The 23552-nt window shown below is 68.9% G+C and carries 22 protein-coding genes; 12 read left to right on the top strand and 10 right to left on the bottom strand.

The window, feature by feature from the left end:
• Nucleotides 1-24: 24 nt before the first annotated feature.
• The gene (locus EDF53_RS01540) at nucleotides 25-1074 is read right to left on the bottom strand and encodes a substrate-binding domain-containing protein (protein ID WP_123291927.1); all 1050 of its coding nucleotides are present in this window, start codon (nucleotides 1072-1074) and stop codon (nucleotides 25-27) included.
• Between the two features lie 181 nt (nucleotides 1075-1255).
• On the opposite strand from EDF53_RS01540, the gene chvE reads away from it, so the two are divergent.
• The 3 genes from chvE (at nucleotide 1256) to mmsB (ending at nucleotide 5207) form a co-directional block, all read left to right on the top strand.
• Nucleotides 1256-2386, top strand: coding sequence for a multiple monosaccharide ABC transporter substrate-binding protein (gene chvE / locus EDF53_RS01535; RefSeq protein WP_123291926.1), 1131 nt, complete (start codon nucleotides 1256-1258; stop codon nucleotides 2384-2386).
• Nucleotides 2387-2488: 102 nt separating this feature from the next.
• Nucleotides 2489-4039, top strand: coding sequence for a multiple monosaccharide ABC transporter ATP-binding protein (mmsA, locus tag EDF53_RS01530; RefSeq protein WP_123291925.1), 1551 nt, complete (start codon nucleotides 2489-2491; stop codon nucleotides 4037-4039).
• Nucleotides 4026-5207: a multiple monosaccharide ABC transporter permease gene (gene mmsB, locus EDF53_RS01525; protein ID WP_111086259.1), complete on the top strand. Its 1182-nt coding sequence runs from the start codon at nucleotides 4026-4028 to the stop codon at nucleotides 5205-5207. The genes mmsA and mmsB overlap by 14 nt, the downstream gene beginning before the upstream one ends.
• A 78-nt stretch (nucleotides 5208-5285) precedes the next feature.
• On the opposite strand, the gene EDF53_RS01520 is transcribed toward mmsB, so the two are convergent.
• Nucleotides 5286-6623, bottom strand: a complete 1338-nt coding sequence (locus EDF53_RS01520; protein WP_260215158.1) for an alpha-amylase family glycosyl hydrolase — start codon at nucleotides 6621-6623, stop codon at nucleotides 5286-5288.
• A 228-nt stretch (nucleotides 6624-6851) separates the two neighbouring features.
• Here EDF53_RS01520 and EDF53_RS19570 point away from each other — a divergent pair, with 228 nt between their 5' ends.
• Entirely contained in the window at nucleotides 6852-7103 is a 252-nt protein-coding gene (locus tag EDF53_RS19570; RefSeq protein WP_260215156.1) for a DUF3253 domain-containing protein, read from the top strand.
• Between the two features lie 11 nt (nucleotides 7104-7114).
• On the opposite strand, the gene EDF53_RS01510 is transcribed toward EDF53_RS19570, so the two are convergent.
• Both EDF53_RS01510 and EDF53_RS01505 read right to left on the bottom strand, forming a co-directional pair.
• Complete coding sequence (locus EDF53_RS01510; protein WP_123291923.1) at nucleotides 7115-7513, bottom strand: hypothetical protein; 399 nt, start codon at nucleotides 7511-7513, stop codon at nucleotides 7115-7117.
• Entirely contained in the window at nucleotides 7513-8022 is a 510-nt protein-coding gene (locus tag EDF53_RS01505) for a nucleotidyltransferase domain-containing protein (protein WP_173169219.1), read from the bottom strand. The genes EDF53_RS01510 and EDF53_RS01505 overlap by 1 nt, the downstream gene beginning before the upstream one ends.
• 203 nt (nucleotides 8023-8225) lie before the next feature.
• Here EDF53_RS01505 and EDF53_RS01500 point away from each other — a divergent pair, with 203 nt between their 5' ends.
• Complete coding sequence (locus EDF53_RS01500) at nucleotides 8226-9326, top strand: SDR family oxidoreductase (RefSeq protein ID WP_123291921.1); 1101 nt, start codon at nucleotides 8226-8228, stop codon at nucleotides 9324-9326.
• A gap of 22 nt (nucleotides 9327-9348) precedes the next feature.
• Here the strand turns inward: EDF53_RS01500 and EDF53_RS01495 are convergent, their stop codons facing one another.
• Nucleotides 9349-9696 carry a DoxX family protein gene (locus tag EDF53_RS01495; RefSeq protein WP_123291920.1) on the bottom strand — a complete coding sequence of 116 codons (348 nt, stop codon included), beginning with the start codon at nucleotides 9694-9696 and terminating at the stop codon, nucleotides 9349-9351.
• A gap of 92 nt (nucleotides 9697-9788) precedes the next feature.
• Here EDF53_RS01495 and EDF53_RS01490 point away from each other — a divergent pair, with 92 nt between their 5' ends.
• Genes EDF53_RS01490 through EDF53_RS01480 form a run of 3 tightly spaced genes read left to right on the top strand, consistent with a single transcriptional unit; the run spans nucleotide 9789 to nucleotide 11205 of the window.
• Nucleotides 9789-10427, top strand: a complete 639-nt coding sequence (locus EDF53_RS01490; RefSeq protein ID WP_123291919.1) for a TetR/AcrR family transcriptional regulator — start codon at nucleotides 9789-9791, stop codon at nucleotides 10425-10427.
• Between the two features lie 17 nt (nucleotides 10428-10444).
• The gene (locus EDF53_RS01485; RefSeq protein ID WP_123292308.1) at nucleotides 10445-10744 is read left to right on the top strand and encodes a biopolymer transporter Tol; all 300 of its coding nucleotides are present in this window, start codon (nucleotides 10445-10447) and stop codon (nucleotides 10742-10744) included.
• A complete protein-coding gene (locus tag EDF53_RS01480) occupies nucleotides 10741-11205 on the top strand; it encodes a hypothetical protein (RefSeq protein ID WP_123291918.1) in 465 nt (154 codons plus the stop codon). The genes EDF53_RS01485 and EDF53_RS01480 overlap by 4 nt, the downstream gene beginning before the upstream one ends.
• A gap of 88 nt (nucleotides 11206-11293) precedes the next feature.
• Here EDF53_RS01480 and EDF53_RS01475 read toward each other — a convergent pair whose 3' ends face one another.
• The 4 genes from EDF53_RS01475 to EDF53_RS01460 all read right to left on the bottom strand — a co-directional run bounded on the left by EDF53_RS01475 (nucleotide 11294) and on the right by EDF53_RS01460 (nucleotide 16564).
• The gene (locus EDF53_RS01475; protein ID WP_123291917.1) at nucleotides 11294-13123 is read right to left on the bottom strand and encodes a beta-galactosidase family protein; all 1830 of its coding nucleotides are present in this window, start codon (nucleotides 13121-13123) and stop codon (nucleotides 11294-11296) included.
• A gap of 70 nt (nucleotides 13124-13193) precedes the next feature.
• The gene (locus tag EDF53_RS01470) at nucleotides 13194-14528 is read right to left on the bottom strand and encodes a sugar ABC transporter substrate-binding protein (RefSeq protein WP_173169216.1); all 1335 of its coding nucleotides are present in this window, start codon (nucleotides 14526-14528) and stop codon (nucleotides 13194-13196) included.
• A gap of 102 nt (nucleotides 14529-14630) precedes the next feature.
• Complete coding sequence (locus EDF53_RS01465; protein ID WP_207906668.1) at nucleotides 14631-15620, bottom strand: carbohydrate ABC transporter permease; 990 nt, start codon at nucleotides 15618-15620, stop codon at nucleotides 14631-14633.
• Nucleotides 15617-16564: a carbohydrate ABC transporter permease gene (locus tag EDF53_RS01460; RefSeq protein ID WP_123291915.1), complete on the bottom strand. Its 948-nt coding sequence runs from the start codon at nucleotides 16562-16564 to the stop codon at nucleotides 15617-15619. The genes EDF53_RS01465 and EDF53_RS01460 overlap by 4 nt, the downstream gene beginning before the upstream one ends.
• A gap of 191 nt (nucleotides 16565-16755) precedes the next feature.
• On the opposite strand from EDF53_RS01460, the gene EDF53_RS01455 reads away from it, so the two are divergent.
• The gene (locus tag EDF53_RS01455; RefSeq protein ID WP_123292307.1) at nucleotides 16756-17790 is read left to right on the top strand and encodes a LacI family DNA-binding transcriptional regulator; all 1035 of its coding nucleotides are present in this window, start codon (nucleotides 16756-16758) and stop codon (nucleotides 17788-17790) included.
• Between the two features lie 456 nt (nucleotides 17791-18246).
• Here the strand turns inward: EDF53_RS01455 and EDF53_RS01450 are convergent, their stop codons facing one another.
• A complete protein-coding gene (locus EDF53_RS01450; RefSeq protein WP_123291914.1) occupies nucleotides 18247-19752 on the bottom strand; it encodes an alpha-N-arabinofuranosidase in 1506 nt (501 codons plus the stop codon).
• A gap of 308 nt (nucleotides 19753-20060) precedes the next feature.
• Here EDF53_RS01450 and EDF53_RS01445 point away from each other — a divergent pair, with 308 nt between their 5' ends.
• From EDF53_RS01445 to EDF53_RS01435, 3 genes are all read left to right on the top strand, one after another.
• The gene (locus EDF53_RS01445; RefSeq protein WP_111086245.1) at nucleotides 20061-21416 is read left to right on the top strand and encodes an extracellular solute-binding protein; all 1356 of its coding nucleotides are present in this window, start codon (nucleotides 20061-20063) and stop codon (nucleotides 21414-21416) included.
• A 114-nt stretch (nucleotides 21417-21530) separates the two neighbouring features.
• Nucleotides 21531-22502, top strand: coding sequence for a carbohydrate ABC transporter permease (locus tag EDF53_RS01440; protein WP_111086244.1), 972 nt, complete (start codon nucleotides 21531-21533; stop codon nucleotides 22500-22502).
• Between the two features lies 1 nt (nucleotide 22503).
• A complete protein-coding gene (locus EDF53_RS01435) occupies nucleotides 22504-23418 on the top strand; it encodes a carbohydrate ABC transporter permease (protein WP_123291913.1) in 915 nt (304 codons plus the stop codon).
• Nucleotides 23419-23552 lie beyond the last annotated feature (134 nt).

Here is a 23552-nt window from a genome sequence, read left to right as displayed (position 1 = left end):
TCGCACCGTGCGAGGTCCGCCGAGCTAGGCGCTGCGGCGCACCACGAGCTCGGGCGCCAGCAGCGTCTCGTCGCGCGGCTCGCCCTCGACCAGGGCCCGCACGGTGTCGAGCACCCGCTCCCCCATCGCCCGGAAGTCCTGCCGCACGGTGGTCAGCGGCGGCGTGAAGTGCGCGGCCTCGGGCACGTCGTCGAACCCGACCACCGCGATGTCGTCGGGCACGCGCAGGCCCTCGTCGGCGAAGGCGTGGAGCACCCCGAGCGCCATCTGGTCGTTGCCGGCGAACACCGCGTCGACGGCCGTCACGTCGATGTGCCGCGCGGCCGCGAACCCGCTCCCCGGGGTCCAGTCGCCGTCGAGCACGACGGGCTCGAGGCCGGCGTCCTGCATGATCCGGACGTACGTGGCGCGACGCACCTCGGACTCCTGCGAGACGGGCGGGCCGGCGATGTGCACGATCCGCCGGTACCCGCGCCCGAACAGGTGTTCCATCACGAGCGACGTCCCGGCGGCCTGGTCGATCGCGACCGCGGCGACGGTCGACGCCGCCGGGGTCCGCACGGCGTCGCGCTGCACGGCGTTCGACACGACGACCGGCACGGTGACCGGCACGGTGAGCGACCCGAGGGCGTCGAGCACCCGGTTGTCCGCGGCGACGAGCACGATCGCGGCGACGTCCTGCGCGAGCAGCGTCGTGAGTGCACCGGACAGGTCGGACGGCGTCGGGTCCTCGGGCAGAGTGGAGAGCAGCACGTGGTACCCGGCCGACCGGGCCGCGCGTTCGAAGCCGATCGCGGTGCTCGACGGACCGTACAGCGCGTCGCCAGCGGTGATGATGCCGAGCGCGCGGCTCCGCCCCCCGGCGAGTGCTCGGGCGGCGGCGCGGGGTCGGTAGCCGAGGTCGTGGACGGCGTCGGTGACCTGCGTGCGGAAGGCGTCGCGGACCGTCGGGTCGCCGTTGATCACGCGCGAGACGGTCTGGTGGGAGACGCCCGCGCGCTCGGCGACGTCGAAGATCGTCGGAGCCTTCCGGCGTTTGCCGCCCGTGCCCCCTGGGGCGGTCGTGGTCGTCACGAGGCCAACCGTACCGCGCAGTCCGGCCCGCGCGGCAAGATCGCGAAACGGTCAGGTCGAGTTGACACCCCGTTACGAAAGCCCCAGTATGTGAGCGCTCACACGAGCACATCCCTCGGGGCACAGCAGCCCCGGCACCTGAGCGCGTCGAGGACGACGCGAGAGGAACAGAGGTACTTCGATGACGAAGCGCAGGATCATCGCGGGCGTTGCAGCCCTCGGCATCGCGATCGCACTCGCCGGCTGCTCGGCCGGTGGCCGCGCGTCCACCGACGGCGGCGGCAGCAGCAGTGACAACAAGGGCGCCCTCGTCGGCGTCGCCATGCCGACCAAGGTCTCGGAACGCTGGATCAAGGACGGCGACGCCGTCAAGAGCGACCTCGAGAAGGCCGGTTACAAGGTCGACCTCGAGTACGGCGACAACAAGGTCCAGCAGCAGGCCCAGCAGGTCAGCAACATGATCACGAAGGGCGCGAAGGTCCTCATCATCGCGTCGATCGACGGCGGAGCCCTCTCCGACCAGCTCGACGCCGCCGCCAAGGCCGGCATCAAGGTGATCTCCTACGACCGTCTGCTGACGGGCAACAAGAACGTCGACTACTACGTGTCGTTCGACAACGAGAAGGTCGGCGTCGACCAGGCGACGAGCCTGCTCACCGGCCTCGGCGTCCTCGACGACAAGGGCGAGAAGACCGGCGAGAAGGGCCCGTTCAACATCGAGGTCTTCGCCGGCTCGCTCGACGACAACAACGCCAGCTTCTTCTTCAACGGCGCCATGAAGACCCTCAAGCCGTACCTCGAGGACGGCACGCTGAAGATCCAGTCCGGTCAGGACCAGCTCTCGCAGGCCGCCACGCAGCAGTGGGACCCGGCGACCGCCAAGGCCCGCATGCAGAACCTCGTCGCGAAGTCGTACTCGGGCGGCACCACGCTCGACGGCGTGCTCTCGCCGTACGACGGCATCTCGATCGGCATCATCTCGGCGCTGCAGGGTGCCGGCTACGGCACCAGCGACCGTCCGCTGCCGATCGTGACGGGCCAGGACGCCGAGGCGGCCTCGGTCAAGTCGATCATCGCCGGTCAGCAGTACTCGACCATCTACAAGGACACCCGCAAGCTCGCCAAGCAGTCGGTCACCATGGCCGAGGACCTGCTCACCGGTGACAAGCCCGAGGTCAACGACACGAAGAGCTACGACAACAAGGTCAAGGTCGTCCCGACCTTCCTGTTCCAGCCGACGGTCGTCACCAAGGACAACTACAAGGAAGTCCTCATCGACTCCGGCTACTACACCGAAGCCGACCTGAAGTAGTCGCAACCCACCTGTCGGACAGGAGGCACGGGTCGACCCCGCCCCGTGCCTCCCGTTCGCCCCATCCGCGCGCCACGGCGCGCACCACGGAAGGCGGTCGACGTGACGGACACGATCCTCGAGATGCGTGACATCACCAAGACGTTCCCCGGCGTGAAGGCCCTGCAGGGCGTCTCGATCGAGGTCGAGCGTGGACAGGTCCACGCCATCTGCGGCGAGAACGGCGCCGGCAAGTCGACCCTCATGAAGGTGTTGTCGGGCGTCTACCCGCACGGCTCCTTCGAGGGCGAGATCCTGCTCGACGGGTCGCCCGTCGCGTTCCACGACATCAACAGCTCCGAAGCCGCTGGCGTCGTCATCATCCACCAGGAGCTCGCGCTGAGCCCGTTCCTGTCGATCGCCGAGAACATCTTCCTCGGCAACGAGCGGTCCAAGGGCGGCTTCATCGACTGGAACAAGACGAACCTGGCAGCCGCCGAGCTCCTGCAGCGCGTCGGCCTCAAGGACAACCCGGTCACGAAGATCGTGGACATCGGCGTCGGCAAGCAGCAGCTCGTCGAGATCGCGAAGGCACTGTCGAAGAAGGTCAAGCTCCTCATCCTCGACGAGCCCACCGCCGCCCTGAACGACGACGACTCCGCGCACCTGCTCGAGCTCATCCGCTCGCTGCAGGCCGAGGGCATGACGGCGATCATCATCAGCCACAAGCTCAACGAGATCAAGGCGATCGCCGACAAGGTCACGATCATCCGCGACGGCAAGACCATCGAGACGCTCGACATGCACGCCGACGACGTCTCCGAGGACCGCATCATCCGCGGGATGGTCGGCCGCGACCTGTCGAACCGGTACCCCGAGCACGAGCCGAAGATCGGCGAGGAACTCCTGCGGATCGAGGACTGGACGGTCCACCACCCGCTCGACGGGTCGCGCGAGATCATCCACCAGGTCGACCTGAACGTGCGCGCCGGCGAGATCGTCGGCATCGCCGGACTCATGGGCGCCGGGCGGACCGAACTCGCGATGAGCGTGTTCGGCCGGTCGTACGGATCCGGCATCAGCGGCACCGTCTACAAGCGCGGCGAACCGATCAAGACCCACACGGTGTCGCAGGCGATCGACCACGGCATCGCGTACGTCACCGAGGACCGCAAGCGCTACGGCCTGAACCTGATCGACGACATCAAACGGAACATCTCCGGGTCGGCGCTCGGCAAGCTCGCCAGCTGGGGCTTCGTGAACGCGTCCGAGGAGACCACGGTCGCCGGGCAGTTCCTGAAGAACCTCAACATCAAGGCACCGAACGTCGACGTCATCACGGGCAAGCTCTCCGGCGGCAACCAGCAGAAGGTCGTCCTGTCGAAGTGGATGTACACCGATCCGGACGTGCTCATCCTCGACGAGCCCACCCGCGGCATCGACGTCGGTGCGAAGTACGAGATCTACACGATCATCAACAGCCTCGCGGACCAGGGCAAGGGGGTCATCGTGATCTCCTCGGAGCTCCCGGAGCTCCTCGGCATCTGCGACCGCATCTACACACTCTCCGAGGGCACCATCACCGCCGATGTGCCCCGCTCCGAGGCCACCCCAGAGGTCCTCATGCAGTACATGACCCAGGAACGGGAGACCCCTGTCAATGAACGCGCTTAAGTCCGCCGCCGGCTACCTCACCGGGCAGCTCCGACAGATCGGCCTGTTCATCGCGCTGATCGTCATCGTCGTCTTCTTCCAGGTGACGACCAACGGCATCACCCTGGCCCCGATCAACGTCTCGAACCTGATCGTCCAGAACAGCTACATCCTCATCCTCGCCATCGGCATGGTGATGGTCATCATCGCCGGGCACATCGACCTGTCCGTCGGGTCGGTCGTCGCCTTCACCGGCGCCATGGCCGGCGTGATGATCACGCAGTGGCACATCCCGTGGCCGATCGCCGTCGTGCTCTGCCTGGTCGTCGGTGCGCTCGTCGGCGCCTGGCAGGGGTTCTGGATCGCCTACTTCGGGATCCCGGCGTTCATCGTCACCCTGGCCGGCATGCTCGCCTTCCGCGGTGCGGCGCAGATCGTGCTGCACAACCAGCAGATCTCGCCGTTCCCGGACGGGTTCCGTGCCCTCGGGTCCGGCTTCCTGCCGTCGTTCGGCACCACCGGGTACGAGCCGCTCACGATGATCCTCGGCTTCGCCGCCGCGGCGGTCATGGCCGTCACGGCGTTCCGCGGCCGGGCCACCCGCCGCAAGTACCAGCTCGAGAGCGAACCGTTCGCCTGGTTCATCGTGAAGCTCGTCTTCGGCGTCGTGCTGGTCGTCTACGTGGCCCTGCTGCTCGCGAGCTACAACGGCACCCCGATCGTGCTCGTCATCCTCGGCGCACTCGTGGTGATCTACTCGGTCATCATGCGGAGCGCGGTGTTCGGCCGCCACGTCTACGCCATCGGCGGCAACGCCCTGGCCGCGCAGCTGTCCGGCGTGAAGACCAAGCGCGTCACGTTCATGCTGTTCGTCAACATGGGAGTCATCTCGGCCCTGGCCGGCGTGGTCTTCACCGGTCAGCTCAACCTGGCGGCACCCGGTGCGGGCAACGGCTTCGAACTCGACGCCATCGCCGCGGTGTTCATCGGTGGCGCAGCGGTCACCGGCGGCATCGGCACGGTGCCCGGCGCCATCGTCGGTGGTCTCATCATCGGGCTGCTCAACAACGGCATGTCGATCCTCGGCGTCGGCACCGAGTACCAGTCGCTCATCAAGGGCTTGGTCCTGCTCGCCGCCGTCGCGTTCGACGTGTTCAACAAGCGTCGGGCGGCTGCCGCGCGCAAGTAGGGGCGGCCTTCCGGGGTCACCTCCGCGAAAGCGACAGAGTGCTGCGGAACATCCGCGCACTTCTGTCGCTTTCGTGCGTCAGCGGGACAGGACGGCCCACCCCCTGGCCGGGAGGCGCAGGGTTCCGTCCCCGAGATCCGCGCCGCCCGCCTCCACCTGCGTCGCATCCGCCGCGGGCACCTCGACGGGATCGGCCGACAGGTTCAGGGCGGTCACCACGGCCGCGTCCGACGTCGCGGTCCGCAGGACGACCGCCGTGTTCGTCAAGTGCACCACGTCGGTGTGCGCCCGGTGCAACCACGGGTTGCGGCGGCGCAGGGCGATCAGGGCCTCGTACGCGTGCGTCAGATCGCCCGCTGCGGGTGGTGTGTCCGGGAACTCCGGTCGGACCGCGTCGTCGCCACCCTCGCGTTCCTCCTTCACCCCGGTCCAGCCGTACTCGTCGCCCGCGTAGACGATCGGGGTGCCGGCGACGGTGAACAACACCGCGGCCGCGTGCCCGGCGAACTGCTCCCCCACGGCGCTCGCGATGCGGGTGACGTCGTGGTTGCCGATGAAGGTCGTCGGGGCGAACGTCTCGAGCAGGGCGTCGTGCCGCTCGATCGCGTGCGCCAGCTCGTGGCCGTTGCCGTCCGCGATGCCGTGCCAGATGCCCTGCCACAGTTCGTACTGCGTCAACGAGTCCATGGTCGACTCCCGCGCGATCGCCGCCGCGTCGCCGTGGATCACCTCACCGCTGAACCACGCGTCCGGGAACCGCTCGCGCACCCGCGGCAGCACCCTCGCCCAGAACGCCGGTGGCACCGCGTACGCAGCATCGAGGCGCCAGCCGTCGATCCCGCGCTCCAGCCAGTGCGTCATCACCTGGACGACGAGGTCCTCGGTCGCTCGGCTGTCGTGGTCCAGCGCCACGAGGATGTCGTGTCCCTCGAACAACCCGACGGGAACCGGCTGCCCCGGCGTCCACCCCGACCAGTCGATCGCGAACAGGTCAGCGGCCGCCGCGTCCGGTCCCTCTTCTCCGAGCGCCCGGAACGCCGGGTGTTCACGACCGACGTGGTTGAAGACACCGTCGAGCAGGACCCGGATCCCCCGCTCGTGCGCCGCGGACACCAGGCGGTCGAAGTCGGCGTCGTCGCCGAGCCGGGGGTCGATCCGGAAGTGGTCCACGGTGTCGTAGCCATGGGTGGAGCTCGCGAACACCGGCCCGAGCACCAGGCCGTTCAGGCCGAGGTCCACCACGTGGTCGAGCCAGGGTTCGATGCGGCCGAGACGGTGCTCGACCGCGCGCTCCTCGACCGGCACCCCCGGGCGGACGTCCGCCCCGACGAACCCGAGCGGGTACACGTGCCACCACATGACGTGCGGGACCCACGCGGGCTCGGGCGGACGGATCGGTGCGGTGTCGGTGCTCACCGCTCCGATGCTGCCAGCCGGACCTGAGCCGGGTGCGCCGGTGCTGGGAACGGACAGGGGCGGCGGGACGAGGATGTGGGCATGGGACGTGCGATCAGGACGGAAGCGGACGCTGCGGCGGCGGAGTCGGCACAGGCCGATCGGACCTGTGCGTCGTGCGGCCGTCGGATGCCGTCGACGGCGGCACCCGAAACCAAGTGGTGTTCCCGCGCCTGCCGTCGCCACGGAGTGGACCGGACTGACCTCGCACTCGAACAGCGCATCGACGAGCTGCTCGCCGCACGGGCACGCACCTCGAGCATCTGCCAGTCCGAGGTCGCTCGGTCGCTCGAACCGGACGACTGGCGCCCGCTCATGGAACCCGCCCGTCGAGCAGCCCAGCGCATGATGGCGCGCGGCGAGGTCGAGATCACCCAGGGCGGCTCCGTCGTGGACCCGTCGACCGCGAAGGGCCCGATCCGCATCCGCCGCCCGCGGTGAGCCGCAGGCCCTCAGAGGCGCTCGTGCAGCGTGCGAACGAGCCGTTCGAGCGCCGTGACGAGTGCACGGGTCTTCTCCTGGGTCACTCGTGACGACGAGTACTGGAAGTGGGTCTTCTCGTCGGTCAGACGCTTGAAGTGCAACCCCGGCCGGGTGTCCGGGGCGCAGGCTTCGTCGAGCAGCCGCCGCGCCGCCGCGTGGTCGTCGCCGATGTGGTGGTACCCGAGCACGGCGCCACAGATCGCATCGGATGCTGCGATGCCTCCCAGTACGGCATTCGCGCCGGCGGTCTTCCAGTCAGCGTGGCTGGCCGACTCGGCGTACATCTGCGCGACTTCGAAGTAGGACGCCGCTTCGTCCCGTCGCATCTCGACGGCACGCCGATCGACCGCCCGCACTCGGCCGGCCATCAGATGAGTGTCCTGATCTCCTCGCCGAAGACAGTCCGGGCCTCGTCACGCCACGAGCCGACCAGCGGATCCCCCTCGGCAACGAATCGGCGGAGGTCTGCACGGGTGACATCGAAGACCTGACACTCGTTCCCGGTCCATCGCCGGACCAGATCACCGAGGCGGACCACCACTTCGGTGTCGACGGCATCGGCGAACACGACGAGCAGATCGAGATCGGATGCCGGAGTGGCGGTGCCGCGAGCGACGGAGCCGAAGATCGACACCGAGAGCACCCCCGCGCCCGCAGACTCGACGAACGCTGCTATCCGGCGCTCGAGTTCGTCACCAGCATCGAGGCCGAGTTCGACCGCTGGCCAGAGCAGGTGCTCACGGTTCACCCGGTACGCCGAGTGCTGGAGGCCACGATCCACGCAGACGAGGCCCGCTTGCTCCAGTTTGTCGAGCGCCCGCTTGATGCCGGTGTGCTGTGCGGCGCCGGCGACTCGCGCCACCTGGCGGCCGGTCATGCCGGAATCGGTCCGGGCGAGCACTCGGAGTGCGTCTGCCTGGGTGGTACCGAGGAGTGTGGCGAGTGGTTTCACGAGTTGCATGCTGGCCTCCGGAAGCAGTGTACCGATTTTGAGTCCACGTGGGGCGGATTTGTGTACACCACCCGGTCGTCGCCCGCGGTGAGGGAACACGTGTCGTCCAACCTCGGTTGGGGATGGGGATGACTGCAACCGGATCGACCGAACCGACCCCCGTCCAGCCCCGAGCCCTCGTCGTGGGAGCGAGCGGCATCACCGGCTCCGCCCTGGTGAGCCACCTGCTCGACCTCGGCTGGGACGTGACCGCACTGTCCCGCCGACCGCTCCCCCAGCAGGACGTCCGGACGGCCGCCGCGGACCTCCGCGATCCCGACAGCCTCGGCGCCGCGCTGGCCGACGAGCGTCCCACGCACGTGTTCTTCACCGCGTGGCAGCGCCAGGAGACCGAAGCCGAGAACATCCGCGTGAACGGCGGCATGGTCCGCGACCTGCTCGCCGCACTCGCGCACGCTCCACTGGCGCACGTCGCACTGGTGACCGGCCTGAAGCACTACCTCGGCCCGTTCGAGGCCTACGCCGCGGGCGAGATGCCGGACACGCCCTTCCACGAGGAAGAACCCCGCCTGGACACCCCGAACTTCTACTACGCGCAGGAGGACGAGCTGTTCGCCGCCGCCGAGCGCCAGGGCTTCACGTGGTCGGTGCACCGCTCGCACACCGTGATCGGACACGCCGTCGGCAACGCCATGAACATGGGCCTGACGATCGCGGTGCAGGCCACCCTGGCGAAGGAGCTCGACCTGGACTTCGTGTTCCCGGGCAGCGAGGCGCAGTGGAACGGCCTGACCGACATGACCGAGGCGGGGATCCTCGCCGAGCAGATGGTGTGGGCAGCGACCGCACCCGAGGGTGCCGACGAGGCCTTCAACATCGTGAACGGTGACGTCTTCCGGTGGCGCTGGATGTGGCCGCGGCTCGCTGCGCACCTCGGCGTCGACCCGGCGCGGGTGGTCGGGTACCAGGACGAGCCGCGACCGCTCGAGCAGCAGATGGCGCCGTACGAGTCGGAGTGGGCCAGCATCGCCGAGCGACACGGTCTGGCAGAGGCGGACATCACGCGGCTCGCCTCGTGGTGGCACACCGACGCCGACCTCGGTCGCGCGATGGAGGTCGTCACCGACATGGGGAAGAGTCGCGAGGCCGGGTTCACGGCCTTCCGCCGGACCGAACGCGCGTTCGCCGACCTGTTCGCGCGCTACCGGGCCGACCGACTCATCCCCTGAGCCGTCGGCCCGGGACAGCGGGCTACAGCGCGAGCAGGAGCACCACGAGCGTCGCGACCGACAGCACCAGCAGGACGACGGCGCCCTGCAGGTCCTTGTCGTGCGCTCGGAGGTGCGCCACCACGGCGCCGACGAAGTAGACCACCGCGCCGATGGCCGCGGCGATGGCGAGCGGCACCCACCAGATGCCGATGACGAGTCCGGCGGCAGCGGCGACCTCGAGCACCCCGAGGACGGTCATCTGCGAGGGAGTGACGTGGACGGCCTGCATCGAGGCGACGATCTTCGGGTTGCGCACGAGTTTCATGACGCCCGAGCCGAGCAGGGCCACGGCGAGGACGAGGGACAGGACGACGGCTGCGATGTGCACGGGGAACTCCGGGTGGCGAAACGGATGGTTGTCCCCGTTTCAAACCGGGGACTGCTCCCCGTATTCCCGGCCACGCGATCTAGGCTCGGTGCATGACCCGCCGAGACGTCGCCCGGAACCGTCAGGCGCTCGTCAACGCGGCCCGGTCCGCGTTCACCGACCACGGCCTCCAGGCTGCACTGGAACCGATCGCGGTCGCAGCGGGACTCGGCAACGCGACCCTGTACCGGCACTTCCCGACCCGAGCGGCGCTGTGGGAAGCCGTCCTGGTCGAGCCGATGCACGAGGTGCTCGACCTCGTCGAGCACTGCCGCGAGTTGTCCGCCTCGGACCCGTGGGAGGGCTTCGCGACCTTCGTCCGCGAGACGGCGGCGATCGAGGCGCGCCGCACCGGGTTCAGCGAACTCATGACCACCGACTACCGCGACGCTCCGGAACTCCTCCGGCTCCGCATCGCCGTGCAGGACGGGATCGACGCCCTCTTCACAGCCGGGCAGGCGGCCGCGGTCCTCCGCGCCGACGCCACGCTGGCCGACGTCGCACTCCTGCAGCTGTCGATCGCGGAGACGATCCGCACGTTCGGCCGGGTCGCGCCCGAGGCGTACCGACGCTGGGTGGACCTGGTGCTCGACGGGTTCCGGGCGGCAGACGTCCCGCGCGGCACGCTGGCCGGACGCCCCCTGCGCGGTGACCAGGTCCGACGAGCCCTGGCGGAGCGCCACCAGGCATGACCTGGCACGCTCGGACCATGACCGCCGCCGAGGACGACCATTACTTCGTGGTGAACGGCCGACGCTGGCGCCGGACCGACCCCGCGCTGCCGGACGACGTCGCGGCGGCGCTCCGGAGCCACCTCGGTCGTGGGCGGAACGCCGTCAAGCAGGCCAAGCATGCCGGTGACGACGAGGCACTGGCTGCGGCTCGGCACCGGAACGGCCTCGCGAAGCACGGGCTGGGCGAGCGCGGGCCGGAGTGGTGGACGCGTCCCGAGGCCGATCGGATCGCCGACGCCGAGCAGGCACTCGCCGATCTGGACGCCCTGCCGTGACGACGATCCGTCCGCCGCGCCTGGACCGCATCCTGAACCTCATCGTGTTCGGCCCGGTGATGATCGGGACAGGAGTCGCACTTGCGAGCGTGGCCTTCGTGCCCGGAGCATCGGCGCGGGTGTTCGTCTTCGTCCTCGGTGTCGCCTTCATCGCCGGCGGGACCTGGGCCACGGCCAGGCTCCGACGCGTCGCCGTGTACCTGTCCGACGAAACCCTCCGGTACTCCGGCTTCTTGTCGTCGTGGACCGCACCGCGTGCGGGCGTCACCGCGGTGCTCGACGACGCGTACGTCGAGTGGCGCGATGATCGCGGGGTCGGCCACCGACGGCAGATCTGGCTGCTGACCCGGGCTTGGGCGGACGACGGCACGAAGTTCGCCCCGCTCTGGCGCTGGCGACACGAGGCGCTCCTCGAGGTGCGGGCGTGGGCAGCGACTCACGAAGTCCGAAACGTCCCATGACGCCCGCGGTAGAAAGCGGAATCGGGCGTACCTGGTCGGAAGTTCCGACCAGGTACGCCCGTTTCGACCAGGTACGCGGCGAGCCGCGTCAGCCCTCGGTGTGGCCCAAGGACGGCTCGAGGAGCAGGTGCGCCGTGCGGGATGCCGACGCGTGCAGCTCGAGGACGACGAGGTCGTTCCGGCCTGAGCGCAGGACCGGGCCGGGGACCGCCAGGGTCTGCTGCGGGCCGCGCGACCAGTACCGACCGAGGCAGAACCCGTTCACCCAGGCGACACCCTTGCGGAAGCCGTCGAGCGCAAGGTAGCGGTCGTCCACCGCGTCGAGGTCGAACGACCCTGCGGCGAAGGTCGGTCCGGCGAGCGCCTCGCCGTCGGTCGGCTCCACGGCGGACAGCGCATCGAGGGCGGACGGTGCGATCGGGTCGAGCGCCAACGGTGCCGCGGTCCAGCGCGACAGCGGGACACCGTCGACGGTGACCCCGCCGATCAGGCCCTTCGGCTCGCCGATGCGGATGCCGTAGTCGACCCGCCCCTGGTCCTCGACGAGCAGTTCGAGCGTCCCGGTCACCGGCGGCAGGGCGATCGCACGGTCGTGGTGCTCGCGCTCCAGGACGCCCACGACCACACCGTCGACGGAGACGATCGCGCGGTCGCGGACCTCTTCCCCGATGGTCAGCACTCCGCCGGTCGGCAGGTCGACCTCGGCGCGGTACAGGACGAAGCCGCTGGCCGCACCGAGGGCGTCGAACGTCGGCGGCTCGTCGTGCGCCGACCACGTCGTGAGCGTGGGCAGCAGGGAGCGGAGCGACGCGACGCGGTCGAGGCGGACGGCGACGTCCGTGGCGGGGGCGACCCGGGCCTCCAGGCCGACTCCGTCCGCCGCATCGGACGCGAGTCGACCCGACCCACCCGGCTCCATGGACGCCGGCAGCGGCGGGACGGGCGCGTAGCGCTCGATGACCGCGCGGAAGGCGTGGAACTTCGAGGTGGGCCGACCAGCCTCGTCGAGCGGGGCGTCGTAGTCGTACGACGTCGCGATCGGACGGTAGACGCCCTTGTCGTTCGCGCCGTTGGTGAAGCCGAAGTTCGTGCCACCGTGGAACATGTAGATGTTGACCGAGCCACCGGCGGCCAGCAGGACGTCGAGGTCCGCAGCGCTGTCCGCGGCCGAGGTGGTGTGGTGGTGCTCGCCCCAGCTGTCGAACCAGCCGTCCCAGAACTCGGAGCACATCAGGGGGCCGGTGGGCTGGGCCTGCCGCAGGCGTTCGAGGCGCGCGGCGGACCGCGAGCCGAACGAGCCGGTCTTGTGCAGCGACGGCAGCGAACCGTCCTCGAGCATCGTGCCCATCGGCTGGTCGACGCTCGTGAACGGGACGGTCAGCCCGATCGCCCGGTGCATCTGCTCGAGCTTCTGCAGGTACACGGGGTCGGAGCCGTACGCGCCGTACTCGTTCTCGACCTGCACCAGGACGATGGGTCCGCCGTTGTCGATCTGCCGCGGGACCAGCACCGGCGCCAACGCCTGCAAGTACGAGGAAACTGCTGCGAGGAACCCCGGCTCGTCGCGGCGGACCCCGACGGTGCCGTCGGCGAAGAGCCAGTACGGCAAGCCGCCGTTGGCCCACTCCGCGCAGATGTAGGGGCCGGGGCGGACGATGGCGTGCATCCCCTCGGCGGCGACCAGGTCGAGGAACCGGCCGAGGTCGAGCCCGCCCGATAGGTCGAAGACGTCGGGCGACGGCGCGTGCGCGTTCCAGGCGACGTAGGTCTCGATGGTGTTGAGGCCCATCAGCTTCGCCTTGCGGATCCGGTCGGCCCACAGGTCGGGGTGCACGCGGAAGTAGTGGATCGCACCGGACAGCACGCGGTGCGGCTCGCCGTCGAGCAGGAAGTCGGTGTCGCCGATGGCGAATCGCATGAGATGACTCTTTCAGACAGCGGGGTCGTGCGGACGATGTCCGCACGACCCCGGGGAGTTGGTGCCGGTGCTACTTGGTCGAGACCGTGAAGCCCTGGTCCTTGCCGTACTTGGCGAGGGCCTTCTGCCAGGCCTCGAGGCCGGCGTCGAGCGAGGTGCCGTTCTCGTACGCCTGACCGACGGTGTCGGCGTAGACGCTGTTCGCGTACACCTGGTACGGCAGGTAGGTGAAGTCGTTGTCCGAGGACTTCGACGCGTCGACGAGCACCTTGTTGATCTGCTGCCCACCGAAGTAGGACGGCTTCTCGTCGAGGAAGGCCGACGAGTCGAGGTCAGCGGTCGTCGAGGGGAACCCACCGGACTTCATGAAGACGCCGGTCGACTCCTTCGACGAGTTCAGCCACTTCAGGAAGCCCGCGGCGAGGGCCGGGTTCTTCGACTGCTTCATGACGACCTCGGCGCTGCCGCCGTTGTTCGCGGTCTGGGCGGTGCCACCGTCGTAGGTCGGCATCGGGGCGACGCGCCAGTCACCCGAGGCCTGGGCGACGCCGGACTCCAGGTTGCCGGGCATCCAGGCGCCGGTGATCATCGTGGCGATCTCACCGTTGCCGAGCTGCTTGTACCAGTCGTCGGTCCAGCCGACGGTCTTCGACAGCAGGCCCTGCTCGACGAGCTCGTTCCAGGTGCTCGTCCACTTCTTCGAGCCTTCGTCCTGCAGGTTGATGGTCACCTTGTCACCGTCGGTGGTGAACGGGGTGCCGCCGGCCTGGGCGATCATGCTCGTGGTGAACCCGGCGTCGCCGGAGTCGGCCGCGATGTAGGCGTTCGGGTCGGCCTCGTGCAGCTTCTTCGCGGCGGCGACGTACTCGTCCCAGGTCTTCGGCACGGCGATGTCGTGCTTGTCAAAGACCGTCTTGTTGTAGAACAGCGCCATGGGGCCGGAGTCCTGCGGCAGGCCGTAGACCTTGTCGTCGATCGACACCGAGCTCCAGGTGCTCTTCGCGAACTTGTCCTCGAGCGAGTCGAAGCCGTAGCCGGACAGGTCGAGCAGCGAGTCGGACAGGGCGAACTGCGGCAGCGCGAAGTACTCGACCTGGGCGACGTCGGGGGCGCCCGAGCCGGCCTTCACGGTGTTCTGCAGCTTGGTGTACTGGTCGGCGCCGGTGCCGGCGTTGACGAGCTTGACCTTCACCTTGGGGTACTGCTTCTCGAACGCGGCGACCTGGGCCTTGGCGGAGGGGGTCCACGACCAGTAGGTCAGGGTGCCACCGTCCTTCAGTGCCTTGGTGATGTCGTCGGACGAGCCACCGGACGACGAGCCGCCGGTCGCGCAGGCGGCGAGGGCGATCGTGGCGGTGACGCCGATGGCGAGGGCGCTGAGCCCGCGCCGGAGACGCTTGTTCATGGGGGTGCCTTTCACTTCTTCGTGGAGAGGGGGGGGTAGGGCTGCTGTGTTCCGGACCGGAGGGCGCGTGGCGAGGTCGCCACGGGCCTCCCGTCCGACGGATCAGGCCTTGACGGACCCGGCTGCGAGGCCGGACTGCCAGAAGCGCTGGAGGAAGAGGAACGCGACCACGATCGGGATGATCGTGAGGAGCGATCCCGTGACGACGAGGTTGTAGATCGGCTGCGCGCCGGACCCGGTGGCCTGGGCGTTCCACTGGTTCAGTCCGACCGTCAGGGGGTACCACTTCGGGTCGCTCAGCATGATGAGCGGCAGGAAGTAGTTGTTCCAGGTGGCGACGACCGCGAAGAGCAGGACGGTGACGACACCGGGAGCGAGCAGGCGGAGCGCGATGGTGAAGAAGATCCGGAACTCGCCGGCGCCGTCCATGCGGGCGGCCTCAAGGAGTTCGGCGGGGATCGCGTCGACCGCGTAGGTCCAGATCAGGTACATGCCGAACGGGCTGATGAGCGACGGCAGGATGATCGACCACGGGGTGTTGGTCAGGCCGACCTGCGAGAAGAGCAGGAAGGTCGGGACCGCCAGGGCCGTGCCGGGGACCGCGATGGCACCGAGCACGATGGCGAACACTGCGCGGCGTCCGGGGAACTGGAACTTCGCCATGCCGTAGCCGGCGACGGTCGCGAGCAGGGTGGCGCCACCGGCACCGACGACCACGTAGAGCAACGTGTTGCCGAACCACTGCAGGAAGATGCCGTCGTTGTACGTGACGGTGTCGACGATGTTCTGCCAGAGGTTGAAGTCCCCGCCGAACCAGAGCCCGAACGTGGAGAGCAGCGACGCCTGCGTCTTCGTGCTGTTCACGAGCAGGTAGAACAGCGGCGCGAACGAGTAGACGACGAAGACGACCATGACCGCGGTCAGCAGGCCGGAACGCTTCGGCTTGCGTCCGTCGACGTGCTGCTCGGCCTTCCGCTCGGCCTTCCGGGAGGCCCGGGTCGAGCGGGTGCGCGGGTCGCGCTGCGTCGTGGTCGCCTCCGTGACCGTGGCCGGTCCGGCGGCGCCGGTCGCGGGGTGCTGGATGGTGCTCATCGGTTCTCCTGGCGGGTTCCGCGGACCTGGACGACGTAGGCGATCACCGCGGTGATCACGCCCATCACGATCGCGACGGTGGCGGAGTAGTTGAACTGCTGGCCGCTGAAGGACAGCGAGTAGGCGTACATGTTCGGGGTGAAGGCGCTGCCGATGACGTTCGGGGCCAGGGTCTTCAGCAGGTTCGGCTCGTTGAAGAGCTGGAAGCTGCCGATGATCGAGAAGATGGTGGCGATGACCATCGGGCCGCGCAGGGCCGGGAGCTTGATCGAGAAGACCGTGCGCAGGGGGCCGGCGCCGTCGAGCTCGGCGGCCTCGTACAGCTCACCGGGGACGGTGCGCAGGGCGGCGTAGAAGATCAGCATGTTGTAGCCGAGGAACTCCCACGTGACCACGTTGCCGATGGAGGTCAGCACCCAGCTGGGGCTGAACGGCTGCAGCAGGTCGATGCCGAACGCGTCGTTCGCCGCACCGGTCAGGCCGAACTGGTTGCCGTAGATGAAGCCCCAGATCAGGGCCGCGACGACACCGGGGACGGCGTAGGGCAGGAACACCGCGATGCGGAAGAACGACGTGCCCCAGAGCCGTGCGCTGTCGAGCGCGAGGGCGGCCACGAGTGCGAGCCCGAGCATGATCGGGACCTGGACGACCAGGAAGATCGCGACCCGACCGAAGCCGGACCAGAACTTGGCGTCCTGGAAGAGCTGGACGTAGTTGGCGAACCAGACGAACTGGTTGCCGCCGATGAGCTGGTCGCGGAACAGGCTGAGCCAGAGGGCGTAGCCGATCGGGACGATGAGCATGGCGATCAGGACGACCACGAAGGGGCCGACGAACAGCCAGCCGGTGTAGCGCCCCCGCGCCTTGGTCCGGCGACCTGCCGGGCGGGGGGCTGCCGGCTGCGCTGCGGCTGCCTCGCCGGGCCGCGCTGCGAGCGTGCTCATGTGACTCCTTCGTCTGCTGCGTTCGGGTGTCCGGTGTCTCGGCCGCGACCCGGGCCCGGTGACGGGCGCTCTGGCGGTCGCAGATGTTGACGTCAACATCGAACGTCAGGACGATAGCATGGCAACGTCAACATGCGCTAGCGTCCGGGAACGCAGACTGCGTGATCCCGCAACGGAAGGAGCTCGAGCCGATGACGACCGAGTCCCCCGCCGGCACCCGCCGCTCCCCCTCGATGGCCGCCGTCGCCGACGCCGCCGGGGTCTCGATGCAGACCGTCTCGCGCGTCGCCCGCGGGTTCGACAACGTCAGCCCGGACACCCGCGACCGCGTGCAGCGCGCGATGGACACCCTGGGCTACCGGCCCAACCGTGCCGCACGGGCCTTGCGATCGGGGCGCTTCCGCACCATCGGCGTGATCATGTTCACGCTCGCGTCCTTCGGCAACATGCGCACGCTCGAGGCGATCGCCGACGCCGCCGGTGCAGCGGACTTCACGATCACGTTGCTGCCGATGGCCTCGCGCACCGAAGAAGGCGTGCGCTCCGCGTTCTCCCGCCTGCACGAACAGGCCGTGGACGGCGTCGTGATCATCATCGAGTCGCACATCATCGACACGGCCGAGGTGGTACTGCCCGACGGCGTGCCCATGGTCATCATCGACTCCACCGGCAGCACCGACCACCCGGCGATCGACACCGACCAGACCGACGGCGCGCGCCAGGCCACCCAGCACCTGCTCGACCTCGGCCACGAGACCGTCTGGCACGTCGCCGGACCGACCTCGTCGTACTCCGCCGCACGCCGGTTGGCCGCGTGGCAGGACACCCTCGAGCGCGCCGGTCGGCTCGTCCCGCCGGTGTTCCACGGCGGCTGGAGCACCGACTCCGGCTACCGCGCCGGCCTGACCATCGCCGCACGCCCGGACATCACCGCCGTCTTCGCCGCCAACGACCAGACCGCGCTCGGGGTGCTCCGCGCCGCGCACGAGTTCGGGCGGTCCGTGCCGTCGTCGCTCAGCGTGGTGGGGTTCGACGACTCCCCCGAGTCCGACTCGTTCTGGCCGCCGCTCACCACCGTGCACCAGTCCTTCGACGAGGTCGGGCGCCGAGCCGTCGCGAACCTGCTCGCCCAGATCGACGGCGAGTCCGTGTCCTCCGCCCCCGACCTGGTGCCCGTGCGCCTGGTGGAGCGGGCGAGCACCGCGCCGCCGCCCGCCGCGCGCTGACGCCACCGGGCTCGGGCGCCGGATCGCGGCCCCGGTTCGCGAAAGCGACACTGTGCCGCCAACCTTCCGCGGAGAACTGTCGCTCTCGCGGACCTGACGGCGCAGCGGGCCGCACATCTGTCGCTTTCGCGACCAACAGGCGGACGGGAGGCGCGGTGCCAGCCCGCCACGGGCCTCCCGTCCGCCGCCCGGGGCACACCCGCGAAAGCGACAGTGTGCCGCCAACCATTTGCGGAGAACTGTCGCTTTCACGGACCGGACGCCGCAGCATGCCGGGAGACTGTCGCTTTCGCGGACCGGACCGGACCGGACCGGACCGAAACGCGACACGCGACACGCGACACGCGACACGTGCCTTGCCCGCACCCGCGCGGGAACGAGCAGAGGACGTCGGGCGCGAGCGCCCGACGTCCTCTGTGCTCACTCGACGCCCGCCGCAGCGAACGCCGAGGCGTCTCAGCCGATCGACACGGCGGTCCAGGACACGGGCGGCAGCTCGATCGTGATGGTGTCACCGTCGCGGCTGACCGTCTCGTTCGTGCGGAGCCCGACGCGCTCGGTGGACGAGAGGTCGTTCACGGCGTGGATGTCGTCGTCCCAGACGCCCTCGGCACGGACGTCGCCCGAGGCCGCCAGGCCCGCGAGGTCGATCGTGATGGTGGTCGACTCGGACGGGTGGCGGTTGATCAGGAAGACCGCTGCCTTGCCGTCCTCGGTCACGGTGGCGGCCGAGTCCACGACCGGCACCTCGCCGTACTTGCCGCCGTCGACGGTGTCACCCGAGGCCTTGACCTGCAGCGACGTACCGTTCGCCAGGCGCGACGTCAGCGAGAACGGGAAGAACGTCGTCTGGCGCCAGGCCGGGCCGCCGGGCTCGGTCATGATCGGGCCGATGACGTTGACGAGCTGCGCGAGCGAGGCCGAGGCGACGCGGTCCGCGTGGCGGAGCAGCGAGATGAGCAGTCCACCCACGACGACGGCGTCGGCGACGGTGTAGACGTCCTCGAGCAGGCGTGGGGCGACCGGCCAGTCCTGCGGCCCGAAGGTCTTCTGCTGCTCGTTCCACTTCGTGATCGACCAGACGTTCCACTCGTCGAACGAGATGTCGATGCGCTTGTCGGACTTCTTCTGCGCCTGCACGTGGTCGGCAGCGGTGGTGACCGTCTTGATGAAGTGGTCCATGTTGACGCCGGCGGCGAGGAACGACGGCAGGTCGTTGTCCTCTTCGTAGTAGGCGTGCGCGGAGATGTAGTCCACGTCGTCGTAGGTGTGCTCGAGGACGGTGCGCTCCCACTCGCCGAACGTCGGCATCGACGCTCCGGACGAACCGCAGGCGACCAGCTCGAGGTCGGGCTGGATCTGGCGCATGGCCTTCGCGGTCATGGCGGCGAGCTTGCCGTAGTCCTCGGCGTTCTTGTGGCCGAGCTGCCACGGGCCGTCCATCTCGTTGCCGAGGCACCACATCTTGATGGCGAAGGGCTCCTGGCGGCCGTTGGACTTGCGGTACTCGGACAGTGCGGTGCCGGCGTCGATGTTCGCGTACTCGAGCAGCTCGATCGCCTCGGCGGTGCCGCGCGTGCCGAGGTTCACGGCGAGCATGAGCTCCGAACCGACCTGGTCGAGCCAGTGCTGGAACTCGTGCAGGCCGACCTCGTTGGTCTCGGTCGAGTGCCAGGCCAGGTCGAGGCGCTTCGGGCGCTGCTCGACGGGGCCGACGCCGTCCTCCCACTTGTAGCCGGAGACGAAGTTGCCGCCGGGGTAGCGGATGGCGGAGACGCCGAGTTCCTTGACGAGCTCGACGACGTCCTTCCGGAAGCCGTGCTCGTCAGCGGTCTCGTGCGCGGGCTCGTGGATGCCGTCGTAGACGTGGCGGCCGAGGTGCTCGACGAACCCGCCGAACAGGCGACGTCGCACCGGCCCCACGGTGAACGCGGCGTCGAGGACGAGGTGTGTGCGGGGCATGGATCTCCTTCGATCGTGCGAGAGCGGGTACTGCGGGTCGTGCGGTGCGCGTGCTCGGTCCGGCGCCAGGGGTAGCGAAGCGGACCGTCACGAAAGTGAGCGCTCACCTGACTGAAACGCTACCGGGTTCCACGGCGACGCGAAAGGGGTGGCGGATGATCTTCGCGAGCGCTAATGTGAGCGCTCACGGAGCACCGACCCACGGCTCTCGTGCACGGAGCAGCAGTGTTCCGCGAACGGAGCAGCGATGCTCCGGCGGGAGCACCGACCCTGCTCCCGAGCCCGGCCCATCCCGATGGAGTGATGCCATGCCGAACCGCCCAGCAACACCCGCGTCGCGCCTCTCGCGCCGCGGCTTCCTCGCCGCAGGAGCGGCCGCCGCGACGGTGCTGCCGCTCGCCGCGTGCTCGAGCCCGATCGCAGCCGGCCTGGCCGGCAGTGCGCTCAACCCCGAGACGCTCGTCTTCTGGAACCTCTTCGGCGGCGGTGACGGCCTCCGCATGCAGGCGATGGAGGACGGCTACGCGAAGCAGCACGGCGGATCGAGCTCGCTGCAGGCCACCACGTTCGCCTGGGGCAACCCGTACTACTCGAAGCTGACACTGGCCACCGTCGGGAACAAGCCGCCGGACGTCGCGGTCGCCCACCTGACCCGCGCGAAGCCACTGTGGGACGGCGACCTGCTCGACCCGATCACGTCCGAGGACCTGGCGAGCGTCGGCCTCAGTGCCGCCGACTTCAACCAGAAGGCGTGGACGGCGCAGAAGACCGACGGCAACAACATCGCCATCCCGCTCGACACCCACCCCTTCGTGCTCTTCTACAACGTTGACGTGTGCAAGAAGGCGGGCCTGCTCGACAGCGACGGCAACCTCAAGGACCTGTCCGGCATGGACACGTTCGAGAGCGCCCTCGCCGCGGTCGCGAAGGTCACCGGCGGCACCGCGCTCAACGTCGCCAACGTCGTGCCGGAGACCGCCACCCCGTGGCGCTTCTTCTGGACGATGTACAACCAGATCAACGACGCGACACCCTTCATCAGCGACGGCGGCGCGAAGCTCACCGTCAACGAGGATGCCTACAACGAGGTCACCAGCCGCACCCAGAAGTGGGTCAAGCAGGGCTGGATGAACAAGGCGCTCGACTACGCCACGGCGCAGTCCCTGATGTTCGACGGCAAGGCCGGCTTCTTCATGCAGGGCGAGTGGGAGATCAGCACGGCGCAGTCCATCAAGGGACTGAAGTTCGGCATGGCCCCGATCCCCCAGCTCTACGACAAGCCCGCGACGCAGGCGGACTCGCACACCTTCGTGCTGCCGAAGAAGGACCGGACGCCGGAGCAGCGCAAGCAGCACATGCTCTTCATCAAGCAGATGCTCGAGCAGAGCCTGACCTGGGCCGAGGGTGGGCACGTCCCCGCCTACATCCCGACCTTCGACAGCAGCGCCTACAAGGAGCTCAAGCCACAGTCGAACTACGCGGCCGCAGCCGAGACCGCCGTGTTCGACGACCCCGCCTGGTACGGCGGCTCCGGCTCGACCTTCGAGGGCACCGTCGGCGCCCAGCTGGCACTCGTGCAGCAGGGCAGCTCGTCGCCCGCACAGGCGCTCAGTGCCATCAAGTCGCAGCTCGCGACCTACCTGAACACCCCGAGCCCGCTGTGACCGGGCACACGACCGCCCGGCTCGTACGCTCCGGGCACACGACCGCCCGGCTCGTACGCTCCGGGCACACGACCCACGCGATCGCCGTGAACACCGCGCGAAAGGCACGATGACGTGACCACAGCACCTGTCCTCGACCGGCCCACGGACGCGGCCACCGCGTCGCGTCCGCGCCGGAACCGCACCTACGGCACCAGCCTCACTCGCGGCCAGGGCCGCAGCGGCTGGCTCTTCCTCGCCCCGTTCGGCCTGTTCTACGCGGCCTTCCTGCTCGGCCCGACGGTCTGGATGATCGTCTCGAGCTTCTTCAACACCTCGACCGTCCGCACGGGGCTCGGCAGCTTCGCCGGGTTCGCGAACTACGCCGAGATGCTCGGACGCTCCGACTTCTGGTCGTCGCTCTGGCACACGCTGCAGTTCACGCTGTACACGACGCCGCCGCTCGTCATCCTGGCGTTCGTCTTCGCCGTGCTGACGAACCGGATGAACCGTGGCCAGTGGTTCTTCCGACTGGCATTCTTCCTGCCCTTCATCCTGCCGTCGGCGACGATCTCGCTCATCTGGGTGTTCATCTTCACGCCGGCGACCGGCCTGTGGGCGAGCATGCAGTCGGCGATCGGCCTCACCCCGGGCTCCGGCATGCTGTCCAGCCCGAACACCGCGATGATCGGTGTCGCGATCGCCACCGTCTGGTGGACCCTCGGCTTCAACTTCGTGCTCTACCTGGCCGGCCTGCAGGAGATCCCGCGCGAACTGTACGAGGCGGCCGCCGTCGACGGTGCGTCGAACTGGCAGCAGATCAAGTCGATCACGCTGCCGCTGCTCGGCCGCACCACGACGCTGGTCATCCTGTTGCAGATCATCGCGAGCCTGAAGATCTTCGACCAGGTGTACCTGATGACGAACGGCGGACCGGGCATCTCCACCCAGGTCTCGCTGCAGCTCATCACGGGCGTCGGCTTCACCGACAACCGACTCGGTGCCGCCTCGGCAGCGTCGGTGCTCCTGTTCATCGTGATCGTCGCGATCGCGGTCATCCGGCAGCTCGTCGAGCGCGCTGCCGCCAAGCGAGAGATCGGGGCCTGACATGACCGCCACCGAGAGCATCACCACCGGCCGCGCCAAGCTCCGCACCGGCGTCTCGGCCGCCGCTCCCGCGAACGCCGCCAAGATCGGCGTCTCCGGCAAGGGCTTCAACCTGGTCGCCGGGATCATCCTGATCGTCTTCGCGGTCATCTGGCTCATCCCCAGCCTGTTCGCCCTGAAGACGTCGCTGTCCGACAACGGCGTCGCCGCCCTCGGCGCGAACTCGATCCTGTCGAACTGGAACCCGACGCTGCACTCCTACGCGGCACTGTTCCAGGCCGGCGACATCTGGAACTGGTACCTCGCCAGCGCCATCACGAGCGTGATCACGGCCGTCCTGACGGTCATGTTCGCCTCGATGGCGGCGTTCGCGCTGTCCCGCCTGGTGTTCCGCGGTCGGAACATCGCGTTCCTGCTCATCATCCTCGGGATCATGATCCCGACGCAGGTCCTGATCATCCCGATCTTCCAGGAGCTCAACGCCGTCGGCCTGCTGAACACCTACTGGTCGGTCATCTTCCCGCAGGTGCCCGCCGTGATCGCGGTGTTCATCTTCAAGCAGTTCTTCGACGGGATCCCGAAGGAGCTGGAGGAAGCGGCTCGCATCGACGGTGCCAACATCTGGAAGATCTACTGGTCGGTCATCCTGCCGCTGTCGCGTCCGGTGATCGCCGCGGTGACGATCCTGACCTTCGTCGGTGTCTGGAACAACCTGCTGCTGCCGCTGTTCGTGCTGTCGAACCCGGACCTCATGACGATCCCGGTCGGGCTCGCCACGGTCCAGGGCAGCTTCGGTCAGCGCTACGCGGACATCCAGGCCGGAGCGATCCTGGCGGCGTTGCCGCTGATCATCCTCTACCTGATCTTCCAGCGGCAGATCGTGGAGGGCGTGACGGGTTCCGGCCTCAAGGGCTGACGCAACCCCACGACGGACGGGAGGCCCGGTGCCAGCTGGCACCGGGCCTCCCGTCCGTCGTGTTGGTCGCGTTCCGGGCGTACCTGGCGGAAACGGGCGTACCTGGTGAGAAGTTCCGTGACGGTACGCCCGGA

This window comes from Curtobacterium sp. PhB78, assembly GCF_003751685.1.
In the GTDB taxonomy this organism is placed as follows: domain Bacteria; phylum Actinomycetota; class Actinomycetes; order Actinomycetales; family Microbacteriaceae; genus Curtobacterium.
The sequence above is the reverse complement of the archived record's forward strand: the minus strand, read 5'-3'. Positions and strand labels throughout refer to the sequence as shown.